This is a genomic window from Streptomyces sp. MBT53 (genome assembly GCF_016654115.1).
GTDB lineage: Bacteria > Actinomycetota > Actinomycetes > Streptomycetales > Streptomycetaceae > Streptomyces.
The window spans coordinates 1-20,549 of record NZ_JAEQAZ010000043.1 but is presented as its reverse complement, the minus strand read 5'-3'; the positions used below and the strand labels follow the sequence as shown (position 1 = coordinate 20,549).

General features: G+C 70.0%; 17 protein-coding genes. 14 read left to right on the top strand and 3 right to left on the bottom strand.

Annotated features, from left to right (window positions below):
* Positions 1-36: 36 nt before the first annotated feature.
* On the bottom strand, positions 37-1,044 hold the full coding sequence (locus JHN45_RS17815; protein WP_201049714.1) for a LacI family DNA-binding transcriptional regulator: 1,008 nt from the start codon (positions 1,042-1,044) through the stop codon (positions 37-39).
* 271 nt (positions 1,045-1,315) lie between these two features.
* Here JHN45_RS17815 and JHN45_RS17810 point away from each other — a divergent pair, with 271 nt between their 5' ends.
* Genes JHN45_RS17810 through JHN45_RS17780 form a run of 7 tightly spaced genes read left to right on the top strand, consistent with a single transcriptional unit; the run spans position 1,316 to position 11,308 of the window.
* Positions 1,316-2,608: an ABC transporter substrate-binding protein gene (locus JHN45_RS17810; RefSeq protein ID WP_201049697.1), complete on the top strand. Its 1,293-nt coding sequence runs from the start codon at positions 1,316-1,318 to the stop codon at positions 2,606-2,608.
* A gap of 6 nt (positions 2,609-2,614) precedes the next feature.
* Entirely contained in the window at positions 2,615-3,508 is an 894-nt protein-coding gene (locus JHN45_RS17805) for a carbohydrate ABC transporter permease (RefSeq protein ID WP_201049696.1), read from the top strand.
* Positions 3,505-4,407, top strand: a complete 903-nt coding sequence (locus JHN45_RS17800; protein ID WP_201049695.1) for a carbohydrate ABC transporter permease — start codon at positions 3,505-3,507, stop codon at positions 4,405-4,407. Before JHN45_RS17805 ends, JHN45_RS17800 begins: the two co-directional genes overlap by 4 nt.
* Positions 4,408-4,464: 57 nt before the next feature.
* Positions 4,465-5,721, top strand: coding sequence for a cellulase family glycosylhydrolase (locus JHN45_RS17795; RefSeq protein WP_201049694.1), 1,257 nt, complete (start codon positions 4,465-4,467; stop codon positions 5,719-5,721).
* Positions 5,718-7,736, top strand: a complete 2,019-nt coding sequence (locus tag JHN45_RS17790; protein WP_200709810.1) for an endo-beta-N-acetylglucosaminidase — start codon at positions 5,718-5,720, stop codon at positions 7,734-7,736. The genes JHN45_RS17795 and JHN45_RS17790 overlap by 4 nt, the downstream gene beginning before the upstream one ends.
* Before the next feature lie 42 nt (positions 7,737-7,778).
* A complete protein-coding gene (locus JHN45_RS17785) occupies positions 7,779-10,793 on the top strand; it encodes a glycoside hydrolase family 38 C-terminal domain-containing protein (protein WP_200709809.1) in 3,015 nt (1,004 codons plus the stop codon).
* 47 nt (positions 10,794-10,840) lie between these two features.
* The gene (locus JHN45_RS17780) at positions 10,841-11,308 is read left to right on the top strand and encodes a DUF4231 domain-containing protein (RefSeq protein WP_200709808.1); all 468 of its coding nucleotides are present in this window, start codon (positions 10,841-10,843) and stop codon (positions 11,306-11,308) included.
* Positions 11,309-11,420: 112 nt separating this feature from the next.
* Here JHN45_RS17780 and JHN45_RS17775 read toward each other — a convergent pair whose 3' ends face one another.
* Positions 11,421-12,122 (bottom strand): FadR/GntR family transcriptional regulator, encoded by a 702-nt coding sequence (locus tag JHN45_RS17775; RefSeq protein WP_019068307.1) that lies wholly within the window; start codon positions 12,120-12,122, stop codon positions 11,421-11,423.
* A gap of 162 nt (positions 12,123-12,284) precedes the next feature.
* Between JHN45_RS17775 and JHN45_RS17770 the strand changes: the two genes are divergently transcribed.
* The 7 genes from JHN45_RS17770 to JHN45_RS17740 all read left to right on the top strand — a co-directional run bounded on the left by JHN45_RS17770 (position 12,285) and on the right by JHN45_RS17740 (position 19,958).
* On the top strand, positions 12,285-13,358 hold the full coding sequence (locus JHN45_RS17770; protein WP_200709807.1) for a sugar ABC transporter substrate-binding protein: 1,074 nt from the start codon (positions 12,285-12,287) through the stop codon (positions 13,356-13,358).
* A complete protein-coding gene (locus tag JHN45_RS17765; protein WP_200709806.1) occupies positions 13,355-14,860 on the top strand; it encodes a sugar ABC transporter ATP-binding protein in 1,506 nt (501 codons plus the stop codon). Before JHN45_RS17770 ends, JHN45_RS17765 begins: the two co-directional genes overlap by 4 nt.
* On the top strand, positions 14,853-15,881 hold the full coding sequence (locus tag JHN45_RS17760; protein ID WP_200709805.1) for an ABC transporter permease: 1,029 nt from the start codon (positions 14,853-14,855) through the stop codon (positions 15,879-15,881). The genes JHN45_RS17765 and JHN45_RS17760 overlap by 8 nt, the downstream gene beginning before the upstream one ends.
* 61 nt (positions 15,882-15,942) lie before the next feature.
* Positions 15,943-17,292 (top strand): L-fuconate dehydratase, encoded by a 1,350-nt coding sequence (locus JHN45_RS17755; RefSeq protein WP_200709804.1) that lies wholly within the window; start codon positions 15,943-15,945, stop codon positions 17,290-17,292.
* Positions 17,289-18,044: an SDR family NAD(P)-dependent oxidoreductase gene (locus JHN45_RS17750; RefSeq protein WP_200709803.1), complete on the top strand. Its 756-nt coding sequence runs from the start codon at positions 17,289-17,291 to the stop codon at positions 18,042-18,044. Before JHN45_RS17755 ends, JHN45_RS17750 begins: the two co-directional genes overlap by 4 nt.
* Entirely contained in the window at positions 18,041-19,030 is a 990-nt protein-coding gene (locus tag JHN45_RS17745; protein ID WP_200709802.1) for an aldo/keto reductase, read from the top strand. The genes JHN45_RS17750 and JHN45_RS17745 overlap by 4 nt, the downstream gene beginning before the upstream one ends.
* Positions 19,031-19,118: 88 nt before the next feature.
* The gene (locus JHN45_RS17740; RefSeq protein ID WP_200709801.1) at positions 19,119-19,958 is read left to right on the top strand and encodes an amidohydrolase; all 840 of its coding nucleotides are present in this window, start codon (positions 19,119-19,121) and stop codon (positions 19,956-19,958) included.
* Here the strand turns inward: JHN45_RS17740 and JHN45_RS17735 are convergent.
* A partial coding sequence (locus JHN45_RS17735) for a lipase maturation factor family protein (RefSeq protein ID WP_201049693.1) occupies positions 19,946-20,549 on the bottom strand: 604 nt, incomplete at its 5' end. The genes JHN45_RS17740 and JHN45_RS17735 overlap by 13 nt on opposite strands.

Below are 20,549 nucleotides of genomic sequence, written 5' to 3'. Positions count from 1 at the left end.
CGGCGATTCGGGCTCGAACCGGGAGACACAGCACTTTCACACCCGGGCCGGACCTGTGCTGTCCCGCTCGATCAGCCGCGGCACCGGCACCCGTACCGTGCGCGCCGGTCCGCCGTCCAGCAGCGCGGTCAACTCCTGGGCCGCCGTACGGCCGAACTCCACACTGTCCCGGGACAGCGCCGACAGCCACGGCCGGACCATCCGGCACAGCGCGGAGTCCTCCCAGGCGACCACCGACACGTCCGCCGGTACGGAGAAGCCGAGTTCGGTCGCGGCGGCCACCCCGGCGACGGCCATCACGTCGTTGTCGTAGATCAACGCCGTTGGGGGAGGGGCGACTTCGAGGACCCGGCGGGTGACGGCGGCGCCCGCCGCGTCCGAGTAGTCGGTCGTCACCGAGTGCACCTCGGTCAGCCCGCGCCGCGCGGCCTCGGCGCGCAGGGCGCGGATCCGGCGCTCGGTGTGCGCGAGACCCGGCAGACCGGCGATGTGCGCGATACGACGATGGCCGCGCACATACAACTCGTCGACCACGGAGGCCATCGCGCCCGCGTCGTCCGCCCACACCGTCGACAGACCGGGATGCCGTTCGTCCGGCGCACCGCCTATGACGACGGCGGGCAGGCCCAGTTCGTCGAGGAGGTCGGGCCGCGGGTCGGCGGTGCGCGGGTCGGCCACCAGGACGCCGTCCACCCGGTGTTCGGCCCACCAGCGCCGGTACACCGCGCACTCGTCGTCGACGTCCTCGGCCATCTGGAAGAGCAGCCCGAGATGACGCTCGGCCAGTATCTCCTGGATGCCCGAGACGAGTTGGAGGAAGAAGGAGTCGACGCCGAGGGTGTCCGCGGGCCGGGCCAGCACGAAACCGACCGTCGCCGCGCCCTCCCCGGACAGCGCCCGCGCTGCCGTGCTGGGCCGCCAGCCGAGCTGTTCAGCGACCCGGCGCACCCGGTCGCGGGTGATCTCGGAGACGCCGGGCCGGCCGTTGAGCGCGAAGGAGACCGCGCTCTCGGACACACCGGCGCGCTGCGCGATGTCCTTCATCGTCGGCCGACGCGCGGGTGACCGCTTGCCTGACAAGCCCGCTCTCCATTCCATCCGTGCCGCGCACTAATGCGCTTGAGCCAGCACACCCTAAAGCGCATTAGTGATCCACCGCAAGAATGCGAACACACCTCGCTGAACTGGGATGTTGGCCGGATCTGGCCAACTAATGAATTTAGCTGAGCGGAATCCATTGACGGGCCCCGCGAACAGCGTGCAAGGTCTGCCCCGGCACGATTGGCCAACCCCCACTGCAAAGGAGCGATCCGCCGTGCGTATCTCCCGCAGAGCCTTCGCCGCCGCTGCCGCCGCCGTAGTCCTCATGCCGCTGAGCGCCTGCGGTTCCGGAGGAGACGGCGGCGGATCGACCGACGCCTCGGGCAAGGTCGAGGGCGACATCACCTTCCAGACCTGGAACCTCCGCGCCAACTTCAAGTCCTACTTCGAGGGCGTGATATCCGGCTTCGAGAAGCAGTACCCCGGCACCCATGTGAAGTGGATCGACCAGCCCGCCGAGGGCTACGCCGACAAGATCAGCGCCGACGCCGCCGGCGGCACCCTGCCCGACGTCGTCAACGTCTCCCCGGACCTGGTCGCCCCGCTCGCCAAGGCGGGCCTCGCGATGGACCTCGACAAGGCGGCCGCGAAGTACAAGAGCGAGTACCTGCCCGGTGCTTGGGCCAGCCACCAGATACCGGGCATGACCGGCACCTACGCCTTCCCCTGGTACCTCAACACCGGACCGCTCTTCTACAACAAGTCCCTCTTCAAGCAGGCCGGACTCGACGCCGACCAGCCGCCGAAGACGTACGACGAACTCTTCGCCCAGGCACTCCAGTTGGCGAAGAAGACGAACGGCAAGGTCGCCACCCTCGCCAACGTCCCCACCGTCGAGGACTTCGGCCGCTACGGCGTCGAGCTCATGAACAAGGCCGGCACCGCCTTCGCCTTCAACGACGCGAAGGGCATCGAACTCCTCACCAAGTACAAGGAGTTGTACGACGCGAAGGCACTCGACCCGCAGGCGCTCACCGCCACCCCCGAGTCGTCCGGCAAGAAGTTCCTCACCGGTGCCGTCGCCATGAACCCGGGCAGCGCGCTGGACCTCGACAACTTCAAGAAGCAGGCGCCCACCCTGTACAAGAACATCGGCATCACCGACCAGATCACCAGCACCGGCCACGTCAACATGTACGTCATGGGCGTGATGGTCAACTCCAAGACCAAGCACACCCCCGCCGCCGTGGCCTTCGCGCACTACGTCACCGACGCCCGGCAGCAGATGTCGTTCGCGAAGAAGGTCGCCATCTTCCCGAGCACCGCGGGCTCCCTCGACGACCCGTACTTCACCAAGGAGGACGGCACCGACGAGACCCGGGTACGGATCGCGGCGGCCAAGTCCCTGAAAAACGCGGTGAATTACACGCCCGTGCTGTTCAGTGAGCAGATGAAGACCGCGCTGCGCAACGAGGTGGCCAAGGCCCTGCAGGGGAAGGAGAGCCCCAAGACGGCTCTTGACAACGCTGTCAAGCAGTGCAACACGCTCCTCCAGCAGCAGGGGTAGTCCACGATGGCCCTCTCCACCGTCTCCCGGGTGCGGCGCCAACTGCCCACCAGCCCCTGGCTGTTCGCCGCCCCCGGGCTGCTGATCACCGGCGCCTTCATCCTCTACCCGTTCGGCTCCACGCTGGCCAACGCCTTCACCGACCGGCGCACCCTGATCCCCGGCCACTTCGTGGGCTTCGCCAACTTCCGCGAGCTGTGGCACGACGACATGTTCTGGACCGGCCTGCGCAACAGCACCCTGTACATCCTCGGGGTGGTCCCCGCACTCGTCGTACTCCCGCTGCTGCTCGCCCTGTTGGTGCAGAAGAACATCCCCGGCATCACCTTCTTCCGGTCCGCCTTCTACACCCCGGTCGTCGCGTCGATCGTCGTGGTCGGACTCATCTGGGTGTGGCTGCTGGACGAACGCGGCCTGGTCAACTCGCTGTTGGAGTCGATCGGCGTCGGCCGGATCGGTTTCCTCAGCGACCAGTGGCTGTTGCTGCTGAGCGCCATGGCCGTCACGGTCTGGAAGGGCCTCGGCTACTACATGATCATTTACCTGGCCGCGCTCGCCAACGTGCCGCGCGAACTCCACGAGGCCGCCTCGGTCGACGGCGCGGGCGCGGTACGCCGCTTCTTCACGGTCACCGTGCCCGCCGTCCGCTCCACCATGGTGCTCGTCGGGGCGCTGTCCTCGGTCGCCGCCTTCAAGGTGTTCTCCGAGGTCTATCTGATGGCGGGCCCCAGCGGCGGTCCGGCCGGCGAGGACACCACCCTCGTGATGCTCGTCCAGCGCACCGGCACCGGCCTCACCGGGCGGGTCGGCTACGCCTCCGCGCTCTCGGTCGTCGTCTTCGTCGTCACCGTCGCGCTGATGCTGCTCGTGCTGCGGGCCGACCGGAAGGAGGACGCTTGAGCGTCATCGAGCGCACAAGACCCGTACAAAAGGCGGTAGTTCGCGAACCCCGTGTCACCGACGAGCACGGCCGCCGCATCCGCGTCTGGGAACTCGCCCTGCGCTACACGCTGTTGCTCGCCGTCCTCGCCATCACGGTCGGCCCCTTCCTCTGGCAACTCTCCACCTCGCTCAAGGGCCCGACCGAGGACATCTACAGCTCGCCGCCGACCTTCCTGCCTCAACACCCCACCCTGCACAACTACAAGAGGGTCGCCGACACCATCCCCGTGTGGGACTACGCCTTCAACTCGCTGAAGGTCGCCTCCGCCAACGTCGTGACCAACTGCGTCGGTTCGGCCCTCGCGGGCTACGCGCTGGCCCGGCTGCGCTACCGGGGGCGCCGCGTGGCCACCCTCGTCTTCATCCTCGCGATGCTGGTGCCGGTGGAGGGCATCATCATCGCGCAGTTCACCACCATGCGGGAGTTGGGCCTGAACAACACCCTGATCGGGGTGGTCCTCCCGGGCTGCATCGGCGCGATGAACGTGCTGCTGATGCGCAACGCCTTCCTCAACCTGCCCTACGAGATCGAGGAGGCTGCCTACGTCGACGGCGCCAACGTCTGGCAACGGTTCCTGCGGATCGCGCTGCCGTCCGTGAAGGGCACGGTCGCGGTCGTCGCGATCTTCGCTTTCATGGGCGCCTGGGACGACTTCCTGTGGCCGCTCATCGTGCTCAGCGACCCGTCCAAGTTCACGCTCACCATCGGCCTCAACTACCTGCATGGCACCTTCGCCAACGACGAACGCCTCGTCGCCGCCGGCACGGTGATCGCCGTGGCCCCGCTGATAGCCCTCTTCGCCTGCCTCCAGCGGTACTTCTTCCGGGGCGTGGGCGAAGGCGCGGTGAAGGGCTGACGTCTCCTTGTATTCGGACACGCACTTTCGGACACGCACTACAGAACCAGGATCCCGATGTCTTCTGCCGTGCGCTTCGGCGTCAACTACACCCCCAGTCAAGGGTGGTTCCACCACTGGCTCGACTTCGACCTCGACTCCGTACGCGCCGACCTCGACTCGATCGCCGAACTGGGCCTCGACCACATTCGCGTGTTCCCGCTGTGGCCGTACTTCCAGCCCAACCGCACCCTGATCCGCCCGAAGGCCGTGGACCAGCTCGTGCGGCTCGTCGACGCGGCCGGTGAGCGCGGGCTCGACGTCAACGTGGACGGTCTGCAAGGGCACTTGAGCAGCTTCGACTATCTGCCCGCCTGGACCCGGACCTGGCACCGGCGCAACCTCTTCACCGACCCGGACGTCCTCGACGGCCAGGCCGCCTACCTGCGCACCCTCGCCGCCGCCCTCGCCGACCGGCCCAACTTCATCGGCATGACCCTCGGCAACGAGGTCAACCAGTTCTCGGCGGGCCCGCATCCCGACCCCGACCGGGCGACCGAGGACCAGATCGACGCCTGGCTGGAGCGGATGCTCGCCGCCTGCGCGGAGGGGGCGCCCGGCAAACCGCATCTGCACGCCGAGTACGACGCGACCTGGTACCAGGACGACATGCCGTTCACCCCGGCCCAGGCCGCCCGCCGGGGCGCGATGACGGCCGTGCACTCCTGGGTCTTCAACGGCACCGCCCAGCGCCACGGCCGCACCTCCGTGCCGAGTGAGCATCACGCCGCGTATCTCGTCGAGTTGAGCAAGGCATGGGCCGACGAACCGCACCGGCCCGTCTGGCTCCAGGAGGTCGGCGCGCCCCAGCCGCTCGTCCCCGCCGAGCACGCGGCCGACTTCGCCTCCGCGACCATCGCCAACTCCCTTGATTGTCCCGACCTCTGGGGCATCACCTGGTGGTGCTCGCACGACGTGTCCCGCGACCTCGCCGACTTCCCCGAACTCGAATACGGGCTGGGCCTGTTGACCAACGACCGGCAACCCAAGGACATCGCGCTGGTGTTGGCCGAGGCGGCCCGCGAGCCCACGTACGCGCCCGCCCCCCGCAGCACGGCGCTCGTGGTGCCCGCCGACCCGTCGGTCCGCTCGGTCTGCGCTCCGGGCGGGCCGGTCTTCGACGCCTACTTCCGACTCGTCGCCGACGGCGCCCGACCGGCGACCGTCCTCGACGTGCGCGCGGACGACAAGGAACACCTCGCCGCGCGCGGCATCACCGAAGTCGTCACTCCCGATCAGGTACTCCCCACCCCACAAGGAGACACCAGCTCGTGAACCCCACCAGACGCACCGTCCTGCTCGCCGCCGGCGCGGCGGCCCTGCTGCCCCAACTGCCCCTGCCCGCCTACGCGGCGGGGCAGGCCGCGGTCACCGCGACCCCGCCGTACGCCAACTACTGGTACCCGGACTCCCTGCCCTCCGGCAGCCCGGGCACCGGCATCACCTGGCGCAGCCTGAAGACCTGGACGGCCGCCTCGGACACGGACCTGGCCTTCAACGCCGCCGCCGTCCCGCTGGCCGCGCGCTTCACCCCGACCCCGGCCAACAGCACCGCCCGCTCCGGTCAGGCCCGCATCCAGTCCCTGGTCTCCTTCGGGCCGACGTCGAGCAACCCCTCCCAGGGCGCGGCCACCGCCGACTACTACGCGCTCACCCACTGGTCCTACCTCGACGAACTCGTCTTCTGGGGCGGCTCGTCGGGGGAGGGCATCATCCTCGCCCCCAACGCGCCGATCGTGGACGCCGCCCACCGGCACGGCGTGCCCGTCCTCGGCAACATCTTCCTGCCGCCCGTCGCCTACGGCGGTCAACTCCAGTGGACCCGCGACCTGGTGCAGAAGGACTCCGCCGGGCACTACCCGCTCGCCGCCCAACTCGTCGCGGTGGCCGCCGCGTACGGCTTCGACGGCTGGTTCGTCAACGCCGAGACCAGCGGCGGAAACACCGCGCTCGGCACCGACATGCAGGGTTTTGTCAGCGAGTTGAAGTCCCTCGCCGCCGCGCAGGGGCAGCGCGTCACCTGGTACGACGCGATGACCGTGAACGGGACGGTCAGCTGGCAGGGCGCGCTGAACACCTCGAACCAGGCGTTCTTCCAGGCCGCGAACGACATGTTCATCGACTTCCGGTGGAGCACGAGCACCCTGGCCGCCTCCGGGACGAAGGCCGACGGACTGGGCCGCAGCCGCTACGAGTTGTGGGCGGGCGTCGACGTTGAGTCCAACGGGTCGAACACATCCGTGAGTTGGGACGCGATGGTGCCGACGACCAAGGCGCACATCACGTCCATCGGCTTCTACCGGCCCGAGTGGACCCGCAACCACCTCCCCGCGATCCGCACCCCCGGAGACTTCCACGCGGCCGACGACCGCTTCTGGACCGGGCGCTCACTCGACCCGTCGAAGCCGGACAGCACCGACCCCTGGCGGGCCCCGGCGGTGTCGGTCGTGGACCGGTCCACAGTGGGCGGCTCGCTGCCGTTCGCGAGCGTGTTCAACACCGGGCACGGGCTGCGCTGGTACGAGGACGGCGCGGTCACCTCGGACGCGCAGTGGAACCACCTCGGACTCCAGGACCGGCTGCCGTCCCGCCGCTGGGCGGTGCGCACGACAGGTCAACGGCCCACCGTCACCTTCGACTTCGCGGCCGCCTGGCGCGGTGGCAGCAGCGTGCTGGTCGCCGGTGCACTGGACGCGCCGACGACGCTGGACCTGTACGCGACTCAGCTGCCGATCACCGGTGACACCGTGGTCGATCTGACCTTCCGCACCGACAGCGGCAGCGCGAACGTCGAACTGGCCGTGGCCACCGCCGAACCGAGCACGGCGGGAGCGACACCGCCGTACACGTATCTGCCGGTGGCGGCCTCGGGCAGCGGCTGGCAGACGGTGACCGTGCCGCTCACCGGTCTCTCCGGCACGCTGCACGCCATCGGTGTGCGGCTCACCGCGGCGCAGGGGCCGGTCAGTTGGCGGCTCGGCGGACTCGCCGTGCGCGATGCCGACGCGGCATCGACGCCTGCTGCTCCCGCCGGCTTCCTCATCACCGCGGCCACCGGCGGCAACCTGCGCTTCGCCTGGGACGCCGCGCCCGGCGCCGTACGCCACTACACGCTGCACCGACTGCTGCCGGACGGCACCCGGCGGTTCCTCGGCGGCACCTGCCAGGGCGCCTTCTACGTCGGCGGGCTGACGGCCGAACAGGGCGAGCAGCAGGCGTGGTTCGAACTGCGCGCGACAGGGGAGCTCTACACAGCGTCGGCCCCCGTGACCGTCGCGTACGCCTGGTAACACCCGTAGTCCCACCCGCAACCGAGCCACGGAGCACCCCACATGCATGACGACCGCAGCCTGGTCGAAGCCCGCCTCAAGCGTGTTCTCGAAGAGCGCATCCGTCCCGCCGTGTACCCCGAGTCAGTGCCGCTGGACGTGGCCGTCTGGCACGCGCCCGACGAGCCGGTGCCCGTGGCCGAGGGGCTCGCGGGCACACCCGAACCGATCGAGGTGGGCGCCCGGTGGGGTGCTCCCTGGGGGACCAGCTGGTTCCGTGTCACCGGGACCGTCCCCCAGGAGTGGGCCGGGAAGACAGTCGAGGCGCTGCTCGACCTCGGCTTCGACGAGAACATGCCCGGCTTCCAGTGCGAGGGCCTCGTCTACCGGCCCGACGGCACCCCCGTGAAGGGACTCAACCCGCGCAACCAGTGGGTCCGGATCGGCGCGCCCGTCGCCGGCGGCGAGGAGGTGCGGCTGTACGTCGAGGCCGCGTCCAACCCGGTGGTGATGGACTACCACCCGTTCGTGCCGACGCAGTTGGGCGACAAGGAGACGGCGGGCAGCGAGCCGCAGTACACGCTCACCCGCATGGACCTCGCCGTCCTCGACGAGAACGTCTGGCACCTCGTCCTCGACCTGGAGGTGGTCGGTGAGCTGATGGCCGAGCTGCCGGTGGACTCGGCGCGCCGCTGGGACCTGCTGCGGGCGGTGGACAAGGCGCTGGACGCGGTGGACCTCCAGGACGTCAACGGCACGGCGGAGCAGGCCCGTTCGCAGCTGACGGCCGTCCTGTCGACGCCCGCCGTGCCGTCCGCGCACCGCATCAGCGCCATCGGGCACGCGCACATCGACTCCGCGTGGCTGTGGCCGCTGCGCGAGACGGTCCGCAAGGTGGCCCGGACAACGTCCAACATGACGGCACTCCTTGAGGACGAACCCGACTTCATCTTCGCCATGTCCCAGGCCCAGCAGTGGGCCTGGGTGAAGGAGCACCGGCCCGAGGTGTGGGCGCGGGTCAAGAAGGCGGTGGCGGACGGGCGGTTCGTGCCGGCCGGCGGCATGTGGGTGGAGTCGGACACCAACATGCCGGGCTCGGAGGCGATGGCCCGTCAGTTCGTGCACGGGAAGCGGTTCTTCCTCGACGAGTTCGGCATCGAGAACGAGGAGGCCTGGCTGCCCGACACCTTCGGCTTCGCCGCCGGACTCCCGCAGATCATCAAGGCGGCGGGCTCCAAGTGGCTGCTGACGCAGAAGATCTCGTGGTCGCAGACGAACAAGTTCCCGCACCACACCTTCCGTTGGGAGGGCATCGACGGCACCCGGATCTTCACCCACTTCCCGCCCGTCGACACCTACAATTGCTCCATGCAGGGCCGTGAAATCGCCCACGCGGCACGCAACTTCAAGGACAAGGGCGTCGCCCGGCACTCCCTGGCACCCACCGGCTGGGGCGACGGAGGCGGCGGCACCACGCGCGAGATGGTGGCCAAGGCGGCCCGCCTGCGCGACCTCGAAGGCTCCGCGACGGTGGCGTGGGAGACCCCGAAGGAGTTCTTCGAGAAGGCCGAGGCCGAGAACCCCGAACCTCCGGTCTGGGTCGGCGAGTTGTACCTCGAACTCCACCGCGCCACCCTCACCAGCCAGGCCAAGACCAAGCAGGGCAACCGCCGCAGCGAACACCTCCTGCGCGAGGCAGAGTTGTGGGCGGCCACGGCAGCGGTCCGGGCCGGATTCCCCTATCCGTACGAGGACTTGGACCGGATCTGGAAGACGGTGCTGCTGCACCAGTTCCACGACATCCTCCCCGGCTCCTCCATCGCCTGGGTGCACCGTGAGGCCCGGAAGACGTACGAGGGCCTGGCCGCCGAGCTGAACGGCATCATCGACGCGGGCCAGCGCGCGCTGGCGGGGGAGGGGACGCGGGAGCTGGTGTTCAACTCGGCGCCCCATACCCGCGAAGGCGTCCTCGCGGGTGGCGCCCAGCCGCCGGTGGTCCTGGGCGAGACGGCACTCGCGTCCCGTGTCGGCGGCGGACACGTCCTGGAGAACGGTCTGCTCCGCGTCGAGATCGACGCCCGGGGCCTCGTGGTCTCCGCCTACGACATCCAGGCCGACCGCGAGACGATCGCACCCGGCCGGGCCGCCAACCTGCTCCAACTCCACCCGGACTTCCCGAACATGTGGGACGCCTGGGACGTCGACGAGTTCTACCGCAACACGGTCATGGACCTCACCGAGGCGGAGGAGGTCGTCGCCGACGGGAACACGGTGCGGATCGTACGGTCCTTCGGCGCGTCCCGGGTCACCCAACTGCTGTCCCTCGCACCGGGGGAGCGGCGGCTGCTCATCGACACCGAGGTCGACTGGCACGAGACCGAGAAGTTCCTCAAGCTCGCCTTCCCGCTCGACGTGCACGCCGAACGGTACGCGTCCGAGACCCAGTTCGGGCACTTCCACCGCCCCACTCACACCAACACCTCATGGGAGGCTGCCAAGTTCGAGGCCTGCAACCACCGCTTCGTCCACCTGGAGGAACCCGGCTGGGGCGTCGCCGTCGTCAACGACTCGACGTACGGCCACGATGTGACCCGTACGGTCCGCACCGACGGCGACGCCGGTACGACCACCACGGTCCGCGTCTCCCTTCTCCGCGCCCCGCGTTTCCCGGACCCCGAGACCGACCAGGGCGTCCACCGTTTCCGGCACGCGCTGGTGCCCGGTGCGGCCATCGGCGACGCGGTGCGCGAGGGCTGGCGGATCAATCTGCCGGAACGGCGGGTCACGGGCGGGCAGGAGGTCGCCCCGCTGGTGGCCGTCGACCGGGACGCGGTCGTGGTCACCGCGGTGAAACTGGCGGACGACGGGAGCGGGGACGTCGTCGTCCGCTTCCACGAGGCCCACGGGGGACGGGCCAGGGCCACGCTGACGGTGGGCTTCCCCTTCGACTCCGTCGAGGTCACCGACCTGCTGGAACGTCCATTGGCCGATGCCGGAGAGGTGACCCGCGAGGGTGACCAACTGGCCCTGCGGCTGCGGCCGTTCGAGCTGGTGACGCTGCGGTTCGGACGCTCCTGAGCCGGTGCGGCTTTCCCCGGCGGCCGTGATCGCCCGATGATGGGGCGATGAGACGAAGAACGGCCGCCGGACAGGCCTGGGCCTCGCAGCCGGATCCGCTGCTGGCGCTCGCCCGGCAGGAGTTGGGGTTCTACACGCGGGCCTGCGACCGGGCGAGGTGGTTGCACTACACGACGGAACTCGGCGCGCTCGCCGCCACGTCCGCGACGGTCGTGGCGGCGGGCCTGCACGCGCCCGCCTGGCTCACCGCCCTGATCGCGGGCGGCGCCGTCTTCTTCACCGGTATGCGCCAGCTCTTCAGCCCGGGCTCGCGCTGGGTCCTGGCCGCACAGGCACGGGAGGGCCTGCGGCGGGCGATCGACCGCTACCTGCTGCTCCCGCAGACCGACCGCGACGCGGACGTGCGGGCCACCCTGCAGCGGGCGATCGAAGAGGTGGGCACCAGCGAACTACGGGGCTGGGCGGAGGTCCAGGGCCAGCGGGGCGAACCGCCGCTGCCCACTGCGGGCGCCTGAGGGGAGGACAACGCGGTTGCCCCCAGCGGACGCGTGAGGCAGGGCAACGCCGTCGCCCGCCGAGGGCGTCCGAGCGCCAGGACAGCACAGGAGGCCACCCGAACTCCCGCCCCTACGCGCCGAGTTGCGACCGCAGCCACTCCTCGACCTCGCCCACGTGCGAGGCCGCCGCCGCCCGTGCCGCCTCCGGGTCGCGGGCCACCAACGCCCGGTGGATGGCGGCATGTTCGCGGCGGGTGCGGGTGAAGGCGCCCTCTTCCTGGTAGCCGCGCCAGACGCGGGCGCGGAACGTCCGGGACGACAGGCCCTCCAGGATCGCGGCCATGGTGTCGTTGCCCGCGGCGGCGGCGATCTCGCGGTGGAAGGCGAGGTCGTGGGCGAGGATCTCCTCGGGGTCGTCGGTGGCGTTCATCGCCGTGAGGTGTTTCTCCACCTCGGCCAGCTGGTCCGGGGTGATGCGGGCGGCGGCCAGGGCCGTCGCCGTCGACTCCAGGATGCGGCGGACCTCCAGCAGTTCCACCAGACGCGGGCCGCGGGAGAGATCGGCGACGACACCGAAGGTCTCCAGCAGGTCGCCGGCCTCCAGCTGGGTGACGTAGATGCCCGAACCGTGCCGGGCCTCAAGGACGCCCAGCACCGTGAGCGCGCGGATCGCCTCGCGCATCGAGCTGCGGGAGATGCCCAGCTGGGCCGCGAGATCGCGCTCCGTGGGCAGCCGCTGGCCCGGCTCCAGACGGCCCTCGCCGATCAACGCCTTGATCGAGTCGATGGCGCGCTGCGTCACGGTGCCCTTCGGCGGAGCCGTCTCGTCCACGCAATCCTCCACTCACCGGGTGCGCCGCAGTCTAACCGCTCAGGTGGTCCGACCACTACGGCGAAAATCCCGGAAAACTGCCTCTGCGGGGTGTTGTTTCGGGGAAGTGGTCTGATAAATATGCGGTCATCTGCTCGGACACGCTCAACGAGGAGCCACCAAATGCTCGGCAGGACAGTGGGGATACGCAGCAGGTTGCGCATGGTCGGTGCGGTGGCCGCGGTCACGGGTACCGCGCTCGTGCTCACCGCGTGCGGCAGCACCAAGGACACCGGCGCGAGCAGCGCCGGCGGCAGCAGCGGCACCGGCAAGGTGGGGGTGATCCTGCCCCTGCTGACCTCGCCGTTCTGGCAGTCGTACAACGACTACGTGCCGAACATGGCGAAGTCCGAGGGTGTCGACGCGCTGAAGACGGTCAACTCCAACAGCGACCCCTCGCAGCAGATCACCGACATCAACAACGAGCTGAACCAGGGCGTCAAGGGTCTGGTCGTCGCCCCGCTCGACAGCGCCGCCATCGAGGCCGGCCTCGACCAGGCCGACCGCAAGGGCGTACCGGTCGTCGCCGTCGACGTGGCTCCCGACAAGGGCAAGGTCGCGATGGTCGTCCGCGCCGACAACGTCGCGTACGGCGAGAAGGCCTGCGAATACCTCGGGGCCCACATCACCAGCGGCAAGGTCGTGCAGATCATGGGCGACCTGGCGTCCGTCAACGGCCGTGACCGGTCCGAGGCGTTCAGGGACTGCGTCAAGAAGAAGTACCCGAAGCTGAAGGTCCTGGAGATCCCCGCCAAGTGGGAGTCCGACACGGCGGCCTCCAAGCTCGACACGCTCCTCAACGCCAACCCCGACATCAAGGGCATCTACATGCAGGCGGGCGGCGTCTATCTCGCGCCCACCCTCCAGACCCTCAAGTCCAAGGGCATGCTGAAGACGGCGGGCCAGGCGGGGCACATCACGATCGTCTCGAACGACGGCATCCCGCAGGAGTTCGACGCGATCCGCAAGGGCGAGATCGACGCCACCGTCTCCCAACCGGCCGACGCCTACGCCAAGTACGGCATGTACTACATCAAGGCCGCGATGCAGGGGAAGACCTTCAAGCCCGGCCCCACCGACCACGACTCCACGATCGTCAAGCTGCCCAGCGGCATCCTGGAGGACCAGCTGCCCGCGCCCCTGGTCACCAAGGACAACGTCGACGATCCCAAGCTCTGGGGCAACACGGTCAAATGAGCAACCCACTGACCACTCCGCTGGTGGAGGCGACGGGAATCGTCAAGCGGTACGGCCCCACCGTCGCCCTCGCCGACGGTCGACTGACCGTATTGCCGGGCGAGTCCCACGCCCTCGTCGGCCGCAACGGCGCCGGCAAGTCCACCCTCGTCACCGTCCTCACCGGACTCCAGGCCCCCGACGAGGGCACGGTCCGCTTCGACGGCGAGCCCGCGCCGGCGCTCGCCGACCGGGACGCCTGGCGCGCCAAGGTCGCCTGCGTCTATCAACGGCCCACCGTGGTCCCCGAGTTGACGGTCGCCGAGAACCTCTTCATCAACCGTCAGCCGACCTCCCGGGGCGGAGTCATCAGCTGGCGCAGGCTCCGCACCGAGGCCGCCGAACTCCTCGACACCTGGGACGTGCGCGTCGACCCCGAGGCACGCACCGCCGACCTCAAGGTCGAGGACCGCCAAATGGTGGAGATCGCCCGGGCGTTGAGCTTCGGCGCCCGGTTCATCGTCCTCGACGAACCGACCGCCCAGCTCGACAACCGGGAGATCGAACGGCTCTTCACCCGCATGCGGGCGCTCCAGGAGTCCGGCGTCACCTTCCTGTTCATCTCGCACCACCTCCAGGAGGTGTACGAGGTGTGCCAGACCGTCACCGTGCTGCGCGACGCCCGCTGGATCACGACGGTCCCGGTCGCCGACCTCCCGCGCCGCGCCCTGGTCGAGGCCATGGCGGGGGAGTCCATCGCCGAACTGGACGTACAACTGCGGGAGTTGGACGACGCGGCACCCGTCCTCCTCGACGCACGCGGGCTCACTTCCGAGTCGTACGAGAACGTCGACCTCACCGTGCGTCGCGGCGAGGTCGTCGGACTCGCCGGGTCGAGCGGCAGCGGCAAGATCGAGCTGGCCGAGTCCTTCACCGGGCTGTACACGCCGACGGCCGGCACTGCTCAACTCGACGGCGAGGAGCTGCCGTTCGGGGATGTGCAGGCCGCGCTCAAGGCCGGTGTCGGATGTGTCCCGCGTGACCGCCATGGCCAAGGTCTGGTCTTCGGGATGTCCATCGGCGACAACGCCACCATGACCGTCCTGGACCGGCTCGGCCGCTTCGGGTTCGTCGGCACCGAGCGCAAGCGCGGCTTCGCCACCGAGCTGATCGACCGGCTCGACATCCATGCCGAGGGTCCCGACCAGCCCGTCTCCGACCTGTCCGGGGGCAACGCGCAGAAGGTCGTCATGGCTCGCGCCCTCGCCTCCGACCCCAGGCTGCTGGTCCTGATCAACCCCACCGCGGGCGTCGACGTGAAGTCCAAGGAGTCACTGCTCGCCCGTATGGACAGCGCCCGCGACGACGGCACCGCCGTGCTGGTCGTCTCCGACGAACTCGACGACCTGCGGCGCTGCGACCGCGTCCTCGTCCTCTTCCATGGCCGTGTCGTCGCCGAGCACCCGGCGGGCTGGCGCGACCACGAGCTGATCGCCTCCATCGAAGGAGTGGACCATGGCTGACACCAAGGCGGCCCCGCCGCTCGCCGCCCCACGCGCCACCGGGGCGGCCTCGGCCCGCACGGTCCTGCTCCGCCGGGCCCGTGAACTCGCCCTCGTACCGGCCCTGTTGGTACTCCTGGTGCTCGGCGCGATCGTCAACGACTCGTTCCTCACCGAACGGAACCTGATCTCCATCCTGGGCGCCTCCGCCGCGCTCGCGATGGTAGTCCTCGCCGAGTCGCTGATCCTGATCACCGGCAAGATCGACCTCTCGCTGGAGTCGGTGGTCGGCATTGCGCCCGCGATCGGCGCCCTGCTGGTCCTGCCGGCCGCCGAGTCGGGCTGGGGCACGGAGTGGTCGGCGCCGATCGCCCTCGTCGCGATCCTCGTCGTGGGCGGGATCATCGGCGCCTTCAACGGCATCCTGGTGGTGAAGTTCAAGCTCAACGCCTTCATCGTCACCCTCGCGATGCTGATCGTGCTGCGCGGACTGCTGGTCGGCGCCACCAAGGGCAAGACGCTGTTCGGGATGCCCGACTCCTTCTTCACCCTGGCCACCAGCACCTTCCTCAGCGTCCCGATGTCGGTGTGGCTGGCCGCGGTCTGCTTCGCGGTCGCCGGGTTCGTGCTCAAGTACCACCGCGTCGGGCGCGCCCTGTACGCGATCGGCGGCAACCAGGAGGCGGCCCGCGCGGCCGGCATCCGCGTCGACCGGATGCTTCTCGGGGTGTCGATCGTCGCCGGTGTCCTCGCCTCCGTGGGCGGGATCATGCAGACCGGCTACGTCGGCGCGATCAGCGCCAACCAGGGCAACAACATGATCTTCACCGTGATGGCGGCGGCGGTCATCGGCGGCATCAGCCTCGACGGCGGCAAGGGCACCATGTTCGGCGCTCTGACCGGCGTACTCCTCCTGGGAGTCGTGCAGAACCTGCTCACCCTCGCCCAGGTCCCCTCCTTCTGGATCCAGGCCATCTACGGCGGAATCATCCTGGTCGCCCTCATGATCGCCCGCGTGACGACCGGCCGCGCCCAGGACTGACCCCACCGGCTTCCGGCACCCGCACGGCACCGGATCCCTGTACCCGACCGAAAGGCCTTCCGTGTCACCGATCCCCGGCCCGTCCGCTCGCGTCACCGCGGTCGACACCTACGACATCCGTTTTCCCACCTCGCGCGAACTCGACGGTTCCGACGCGATGAACCCGGACCCCGACTACTCGGCGGCCTACGTCGTCCTGCGCACCGACGCGGCCGACGGGCACGAGGGGCACGGATTCAGCTTCACCATCGGGCGGGGCAACGAAGTCCAGGTCGCCGCGATCCACGCGCTGCGGGACCATGTGATCGGCCGGTCGGTCGACGAACTGTGCGCGGACCCGGGGACGTTGAACCGCGACCTGATCGGCGACAGCCAACTCCGCTGGCTGGGGCCCGAGAAGGGCGTGATGCACATGGCGATCGGCGCCGTGGTCAACGCGGCATGGGACCTCACCACCAAGCGCGCGGGCAAGCCCCTGTGGCAGCTCCTCGCCGACGCCGACCCCGAATGGCTCGTCAGCCAGATCGACTTCAGGTACATCACCGACGCCCTCACCCCGGACGAGGCCCTGGACATCCTGCGGCGCGGCCGGGCGGGCGCCGAAGACCGCCGAACCAGCCTGGTGGAGCAGGGTTTTCCCGCCTACACCACCTCCGCGGGCTGGCTCGGCTACGACGACGAGAAGCTCACCCGGCTCGCCGTGCAGGCCGTCCGGGACGGCTTCCGGCAGATCAAGCTGAAGGTCGGCGCCGACCTCGACGACGACATCCGGCGCTGCCGCGTGGCCCGTTCGGCCGTCGGCCCCGACATCCGGATGGCGATCGACGCCAACCAGCGCTGGAACGTGGACGAGGCGATCCGCTGGACCAAGGCCCTCGCCGAGTTCGACCCGTACTGGATCGAGGAACCCACCAGCCCCGACGACATCCTCGGCCACGCCGCCATCCGCGCCGCCGTGGCCCCGGTGAAGGTCGCCACCGGCGAACACGTCCAGAACCGCGTCGTGTTCAAGCAGTTGCTCCAGGCCGGCGCCCTCGACATCCTCCAGATAGACGCCGCCCGCGTCGGCGGAGTCAACGAGAACCTCGCGATCCTGCTGCTCGCCGCCAAGTTCGGGGTACCCGTCTGCCCGCACGCGGGCGGTGTCGGCCTGTGCGAACTCGTCCAGCATCTCTCGATGTTCGACTACCTCGCCGTGTCCGGCACCACCGACGACCGCGTCATCGAGTACGTGGATCATCTGCACGACCACTTCCTCGATCCGGTGGTGATCCGCGAAGGTCACTACATGGCACCCACCACGCCCGGGTTCTCGGCCACCATGCGGCCCGAGTCCATCGCGCGCTACACCTTCCCCGGCGGCACCTTCTGGGCCGCCGACATCGACACCCAGAAGGGACACGCGGCATGACCGACTTCGAGGGCCTCAAGGCCCTGGTCACCGGCGGCGCCTCCGGCATCGGCCGGGCCACCGCCGAACTCCTCGCCGAGCGGGGCGCGTCGGTCGCCGTCCTCGACCTGGACCCCAGCAGCGTCGAGAAGCCGCTGCTCGGGTACCGCGCCGACGTCACCGTCGACGCCTCCGTACGGCAGGCCGTCGCCTCCGCCGTCGCCGACCTCGGCGGACTCGACATCGTCGTGAACAACGCGGGCATCGGCGCCCAGGGCACCGTCGAGGACAACGACGACGACGAGTGGCACCGCGTCCTGGACGTCAACGTCGTCGGCATGGTCCGCGTCACCCGCGCCGCGCTCCCGCACCTGCGCGAGTCCTCCCACGCGGCGATCGTCAACACCTGCTCCATCGCCGCCACCGCCGGACTGCCCCAACGCGCCCTCTACAGCGCCACCAAGGGCGCCGTGCAGTCCCTCACCCTCGCCATGGCCGCCGACCACCTCCGCGAGGGCATCCGCGTCAACTGCGTCAACCCCGGTACGGCGGACACCCCTTGGGTCGGCCGCCTCCTCGACTCGGCCACCGACCCGGCCGCCGAACGCGCCGCCCTGGCCGCCCGCCAGCCCTCCGGCCGGCTCGTCTCGGCGGCCGAAGTCGCGGGCGCCATCGCCTACTTGGCGAGCCCGCTGTCCGGGGCCACCACCGGCACCTCGCTCGCCGTGGACGGCGGCATGCAGGGTCTGCGCCTGAGGCCGGTGGGCCAGTGAGCACCCTCGGCAGCAGCGGGGTCGAGGTGGGCGGCCTCGGCCTCGGTGCCGCCCCGCTGGGCAACCTGTTCACCGAAGTCGACGACAGACAGGCACAACAGGCCGTCAACGCCGCCTGGCAGCAGGGCATTCGCTACTTCGACACGGCACCCCACTACGGCATCGGCCTCTCCGAACGCCGCCTCGGCGCCGCGCTGCGGGACCGTCCGCGCGCGGAGTACACGATCTCCACCAAGGTCGGCCGCCGTCTCGAACCCGTGGAGACGGTGACAGGCGACGACCTCGCCGACGGTTTCGCCGTGCCCGCCACCAGCCGTCGCGTCTGGGACTTCACCGCCGACGGGATCCGGCGCACCCTGGACGCCAGCCTGGAACGGCTCGGCCTCGACCACGTCGACGTCGTCTACCTCCACGACCCCGACGACCATGCCGAACAGGCCTTCCGCGAGGGCTATCCCGCCCTGGAGAAGCTCCGCGCCGAGGGCGTCGTCGGCGCCATCGGCGCGGGCATGAACCAGGCCAGGATGCTCACCCGCTTCATCCAGGACACGGACGTCGACGTGGTGCTGTGCGCGGGGCGCTACACCCTGCTCGACCAGAGCGCCCTCACCGAACTCCTCCCGTCCGCCGTCGCCCGCGGCAAGTCCGTCGTCATCGGCGGCGCCTTCAACTCCGGCCTCCTGGCGGACCCGAAGCCGGACGCGACCTACAACTACGCCCAGGCACCGGCCGAGTTGCTGGACCGGGCGCTCCGTATGAAGGAAGCGGCCGAGCGGCACGACACCACCCTGCGCGCCGCCGCCCTGGCGTTCTGCGCCGCGCACCCGGCGGTGGCGAGCGTCCTGGTCGGCGCCCGCTCGGAGGCCGAAGTACGGGACTGTGCCCAGCAGTTCGCCACCCCGGTGCCCGCCGCGTTCTGGGAGGAACTGCGGTACACCGGGCTGCTGCCTGCCGACGCCCCGGTACCGACAGGGGAGTTGTCATGAGAGCGGCCCTCCACACCAAGGTGCGCGCCGACCGCTTCCACGTCCTGGAGTGCGCCGACGCCGCCCTGCCCGTCGTAGGGGAGCTGCCATGACCGTCGACGCCCACCACCACGTCTGGGACCTCTCCGTCCGCGACCAGGACTGGATCACCGGCCCCGAACTCCAGCCGATCCGCCGCGACTTCACCGTCGCCGACCTCGAACCCGAGGCGCGCGCGGCCGGCGTCGACCGGACCGTCCTCGTCCAGACGATCACCGTCGCCGAGGAGACCCCGGAGTTCCTCGCCCTCGCCGAGGCGCACGACCTCGTCGCCGGAGTCGTCGGCTGGACCGACCTCACCCGCCCCGACATCGCCGACGAACTCGCCCGGCTGCGCGAACTCCCCGGCGGCCACTACCTGAAGGGCATCCGCCACCAGGTCCAGGGCGAACCCGACCCGAACTGGCTGCTGCGCCCCGAGGTACGCCGCGGCCTCGCCGCCGTGGCCGACGCGGGGCTCGTCTACGACCTGCTCGTGCTGCCCCACCAGTTCCCGGCCAGCGTGCAGGCAGCCGCGTCCCTGCCCCAACTCACCTTCGTCCTCGACCATTTGGGCAAGCCGCCCGTCGCCTCGGGCCGACTGGAACCGTGGGAGACGGCCCTGCGCTCCCTCGCCGCGCTCCCCAACACCCACTGCAAACTGTCCGGCCTGGTCACGGAGGCCGACTGGAAGACCTGGAGCACACAGGATCTGCGCCCCTACACGGACGTGGCGCTCGATGCCTTCGGGCCTGACCGGCTGATGTTCGGCACTGACTGGCCGGTGTGCACCCTGGCGGCGACCTACGGTGAAGTCGCCGCTGCGACAGGCGAGTTGACCGACGGTCTCAGCGCGGCGGAACGCGCCGAGGTCTTCGAAGGCACGGCGACCCGCGTCTACGGCCTCTGAACCACCTTCGACAGCCTGGTCGGCGGGAAGTACTCCCGCACGAACGTCCGCTCCCAGCAGGCGCCCGTCTCCCTCAACTCCCGCCAACTCGTGTAGCGGTAGCGGAAGAGGCGGGCCCGGACGTAACGCGGGGGCGCCTCCGGCGGGAACGGCGAGCGGCGCAGCAGCCGTAGCGTGTCCCGGTCGTTCGCCAGGAGCCGTTCCACCAGGGCGCCGAACCACGGCTCGGCGTAGCCGGGGGAGAGGGCCGCGAACCACATCATCCAGTCAAGGCGCAGATGGTAGGGCGCGAACTGGCGCGGCCAGTGGCGCGGTCGGCCCGGCTTGCCCCTGAACTCGTACTCCCGCCAGTCGGAGTCCTCGCGCGGGACGGAGTCCGTGGTGCCCTCGACCACCACCTCGTGGCGGATGCGGCTGACGTTGCCGAACGCGCCGTAGGTGTTGACCAGATGGAGCGGGTCGAAGGAACGGTTCATGGTCTGGTGGCGGGAGAGCATGTTGCGGACCGGGCGGTGACTGAGCCACAGCAGCAGGGCGGCGACGGCCAGGACCACGACCTCGTACCAGAGGGGCGGTGGGGCGGGGGTGGGC

Excerpts from the sequence above, each read along its gene's own strand:
- JHN45_RS17805 (WP_201049696.1), top strand. The coding sequence starts at position 2,615 with ATGGCCCTCTCCACCGTCTCCCGGGTGCGGCGCCAACTGCCCACCAGC.
- JHN45_RS17770 (WP_200709807.1), top strand. The coding sequence starts at position 12,285 with ATGCTCGGCAGGACAGTGGGGATACGCAGCAGGTTGCGCATGGTCGGT.
- JHN45_RS17765 (WP_200709806.1), top strand. The coding sequence starts at position 13,355 with ATGAGCAACCCACTGACCACTCCGCTGGTGGAGGCGACGGGAATCGTC.
- JHN45_RS17785 (WP_200709809.1), top strand. The coding sequence starts at position 7,779 with ATGCATGACGACCGCAGCCTGGTCGAAGCCCGCCTCAAGCGTGTTCTC.
- JHN45_RS17760 (WP_200709805.1), top strand. The coding sequence starts at position 14,853 with ATGGCTGACACCAAGGCGGCCCCGCCGCTCGCCGCCCCACGCGCCACC.
- JHN45_RS17795 (WP_201049694.1), top strand. The coding sequence starts at position 4,465 with ATGTCTTCTGCCGTGCGCTTCGGCGTCAACTACACCCCCAGTCAAGGG.
- JHN45_RS17740 (WP_200709801.1), top strand. The coding sequence starts at position 19,119 with ATGACCGTCGACGCCCACCACCACGTCTGGGACCTCTCCGTCCGCGAC.
- JHN45_RS17780 (WP_200709808.1), top strand. The coding sequence starts at position 10,841 with ATGAGACGAAGAACGGCCGCCGGACAGGCCTGGGCCTCGCAGCCGGAT.
- JHN45_RS17815 (WP_201049714.1), bottom strand. The coding sequence starts at position 1,044 with ATGAAGGACATCGCGCAGCGCGCCGGTGTGTCCGAGAGCGCGGTCTCC.
- JHN45_RS17750 (WP_200709803.1), top strand. The coding sequence starts at position 17,289 with ATGACCGACTTCGAGGGCCTCAAGGCCCTGGTCACCGGCGGCGCCTCC.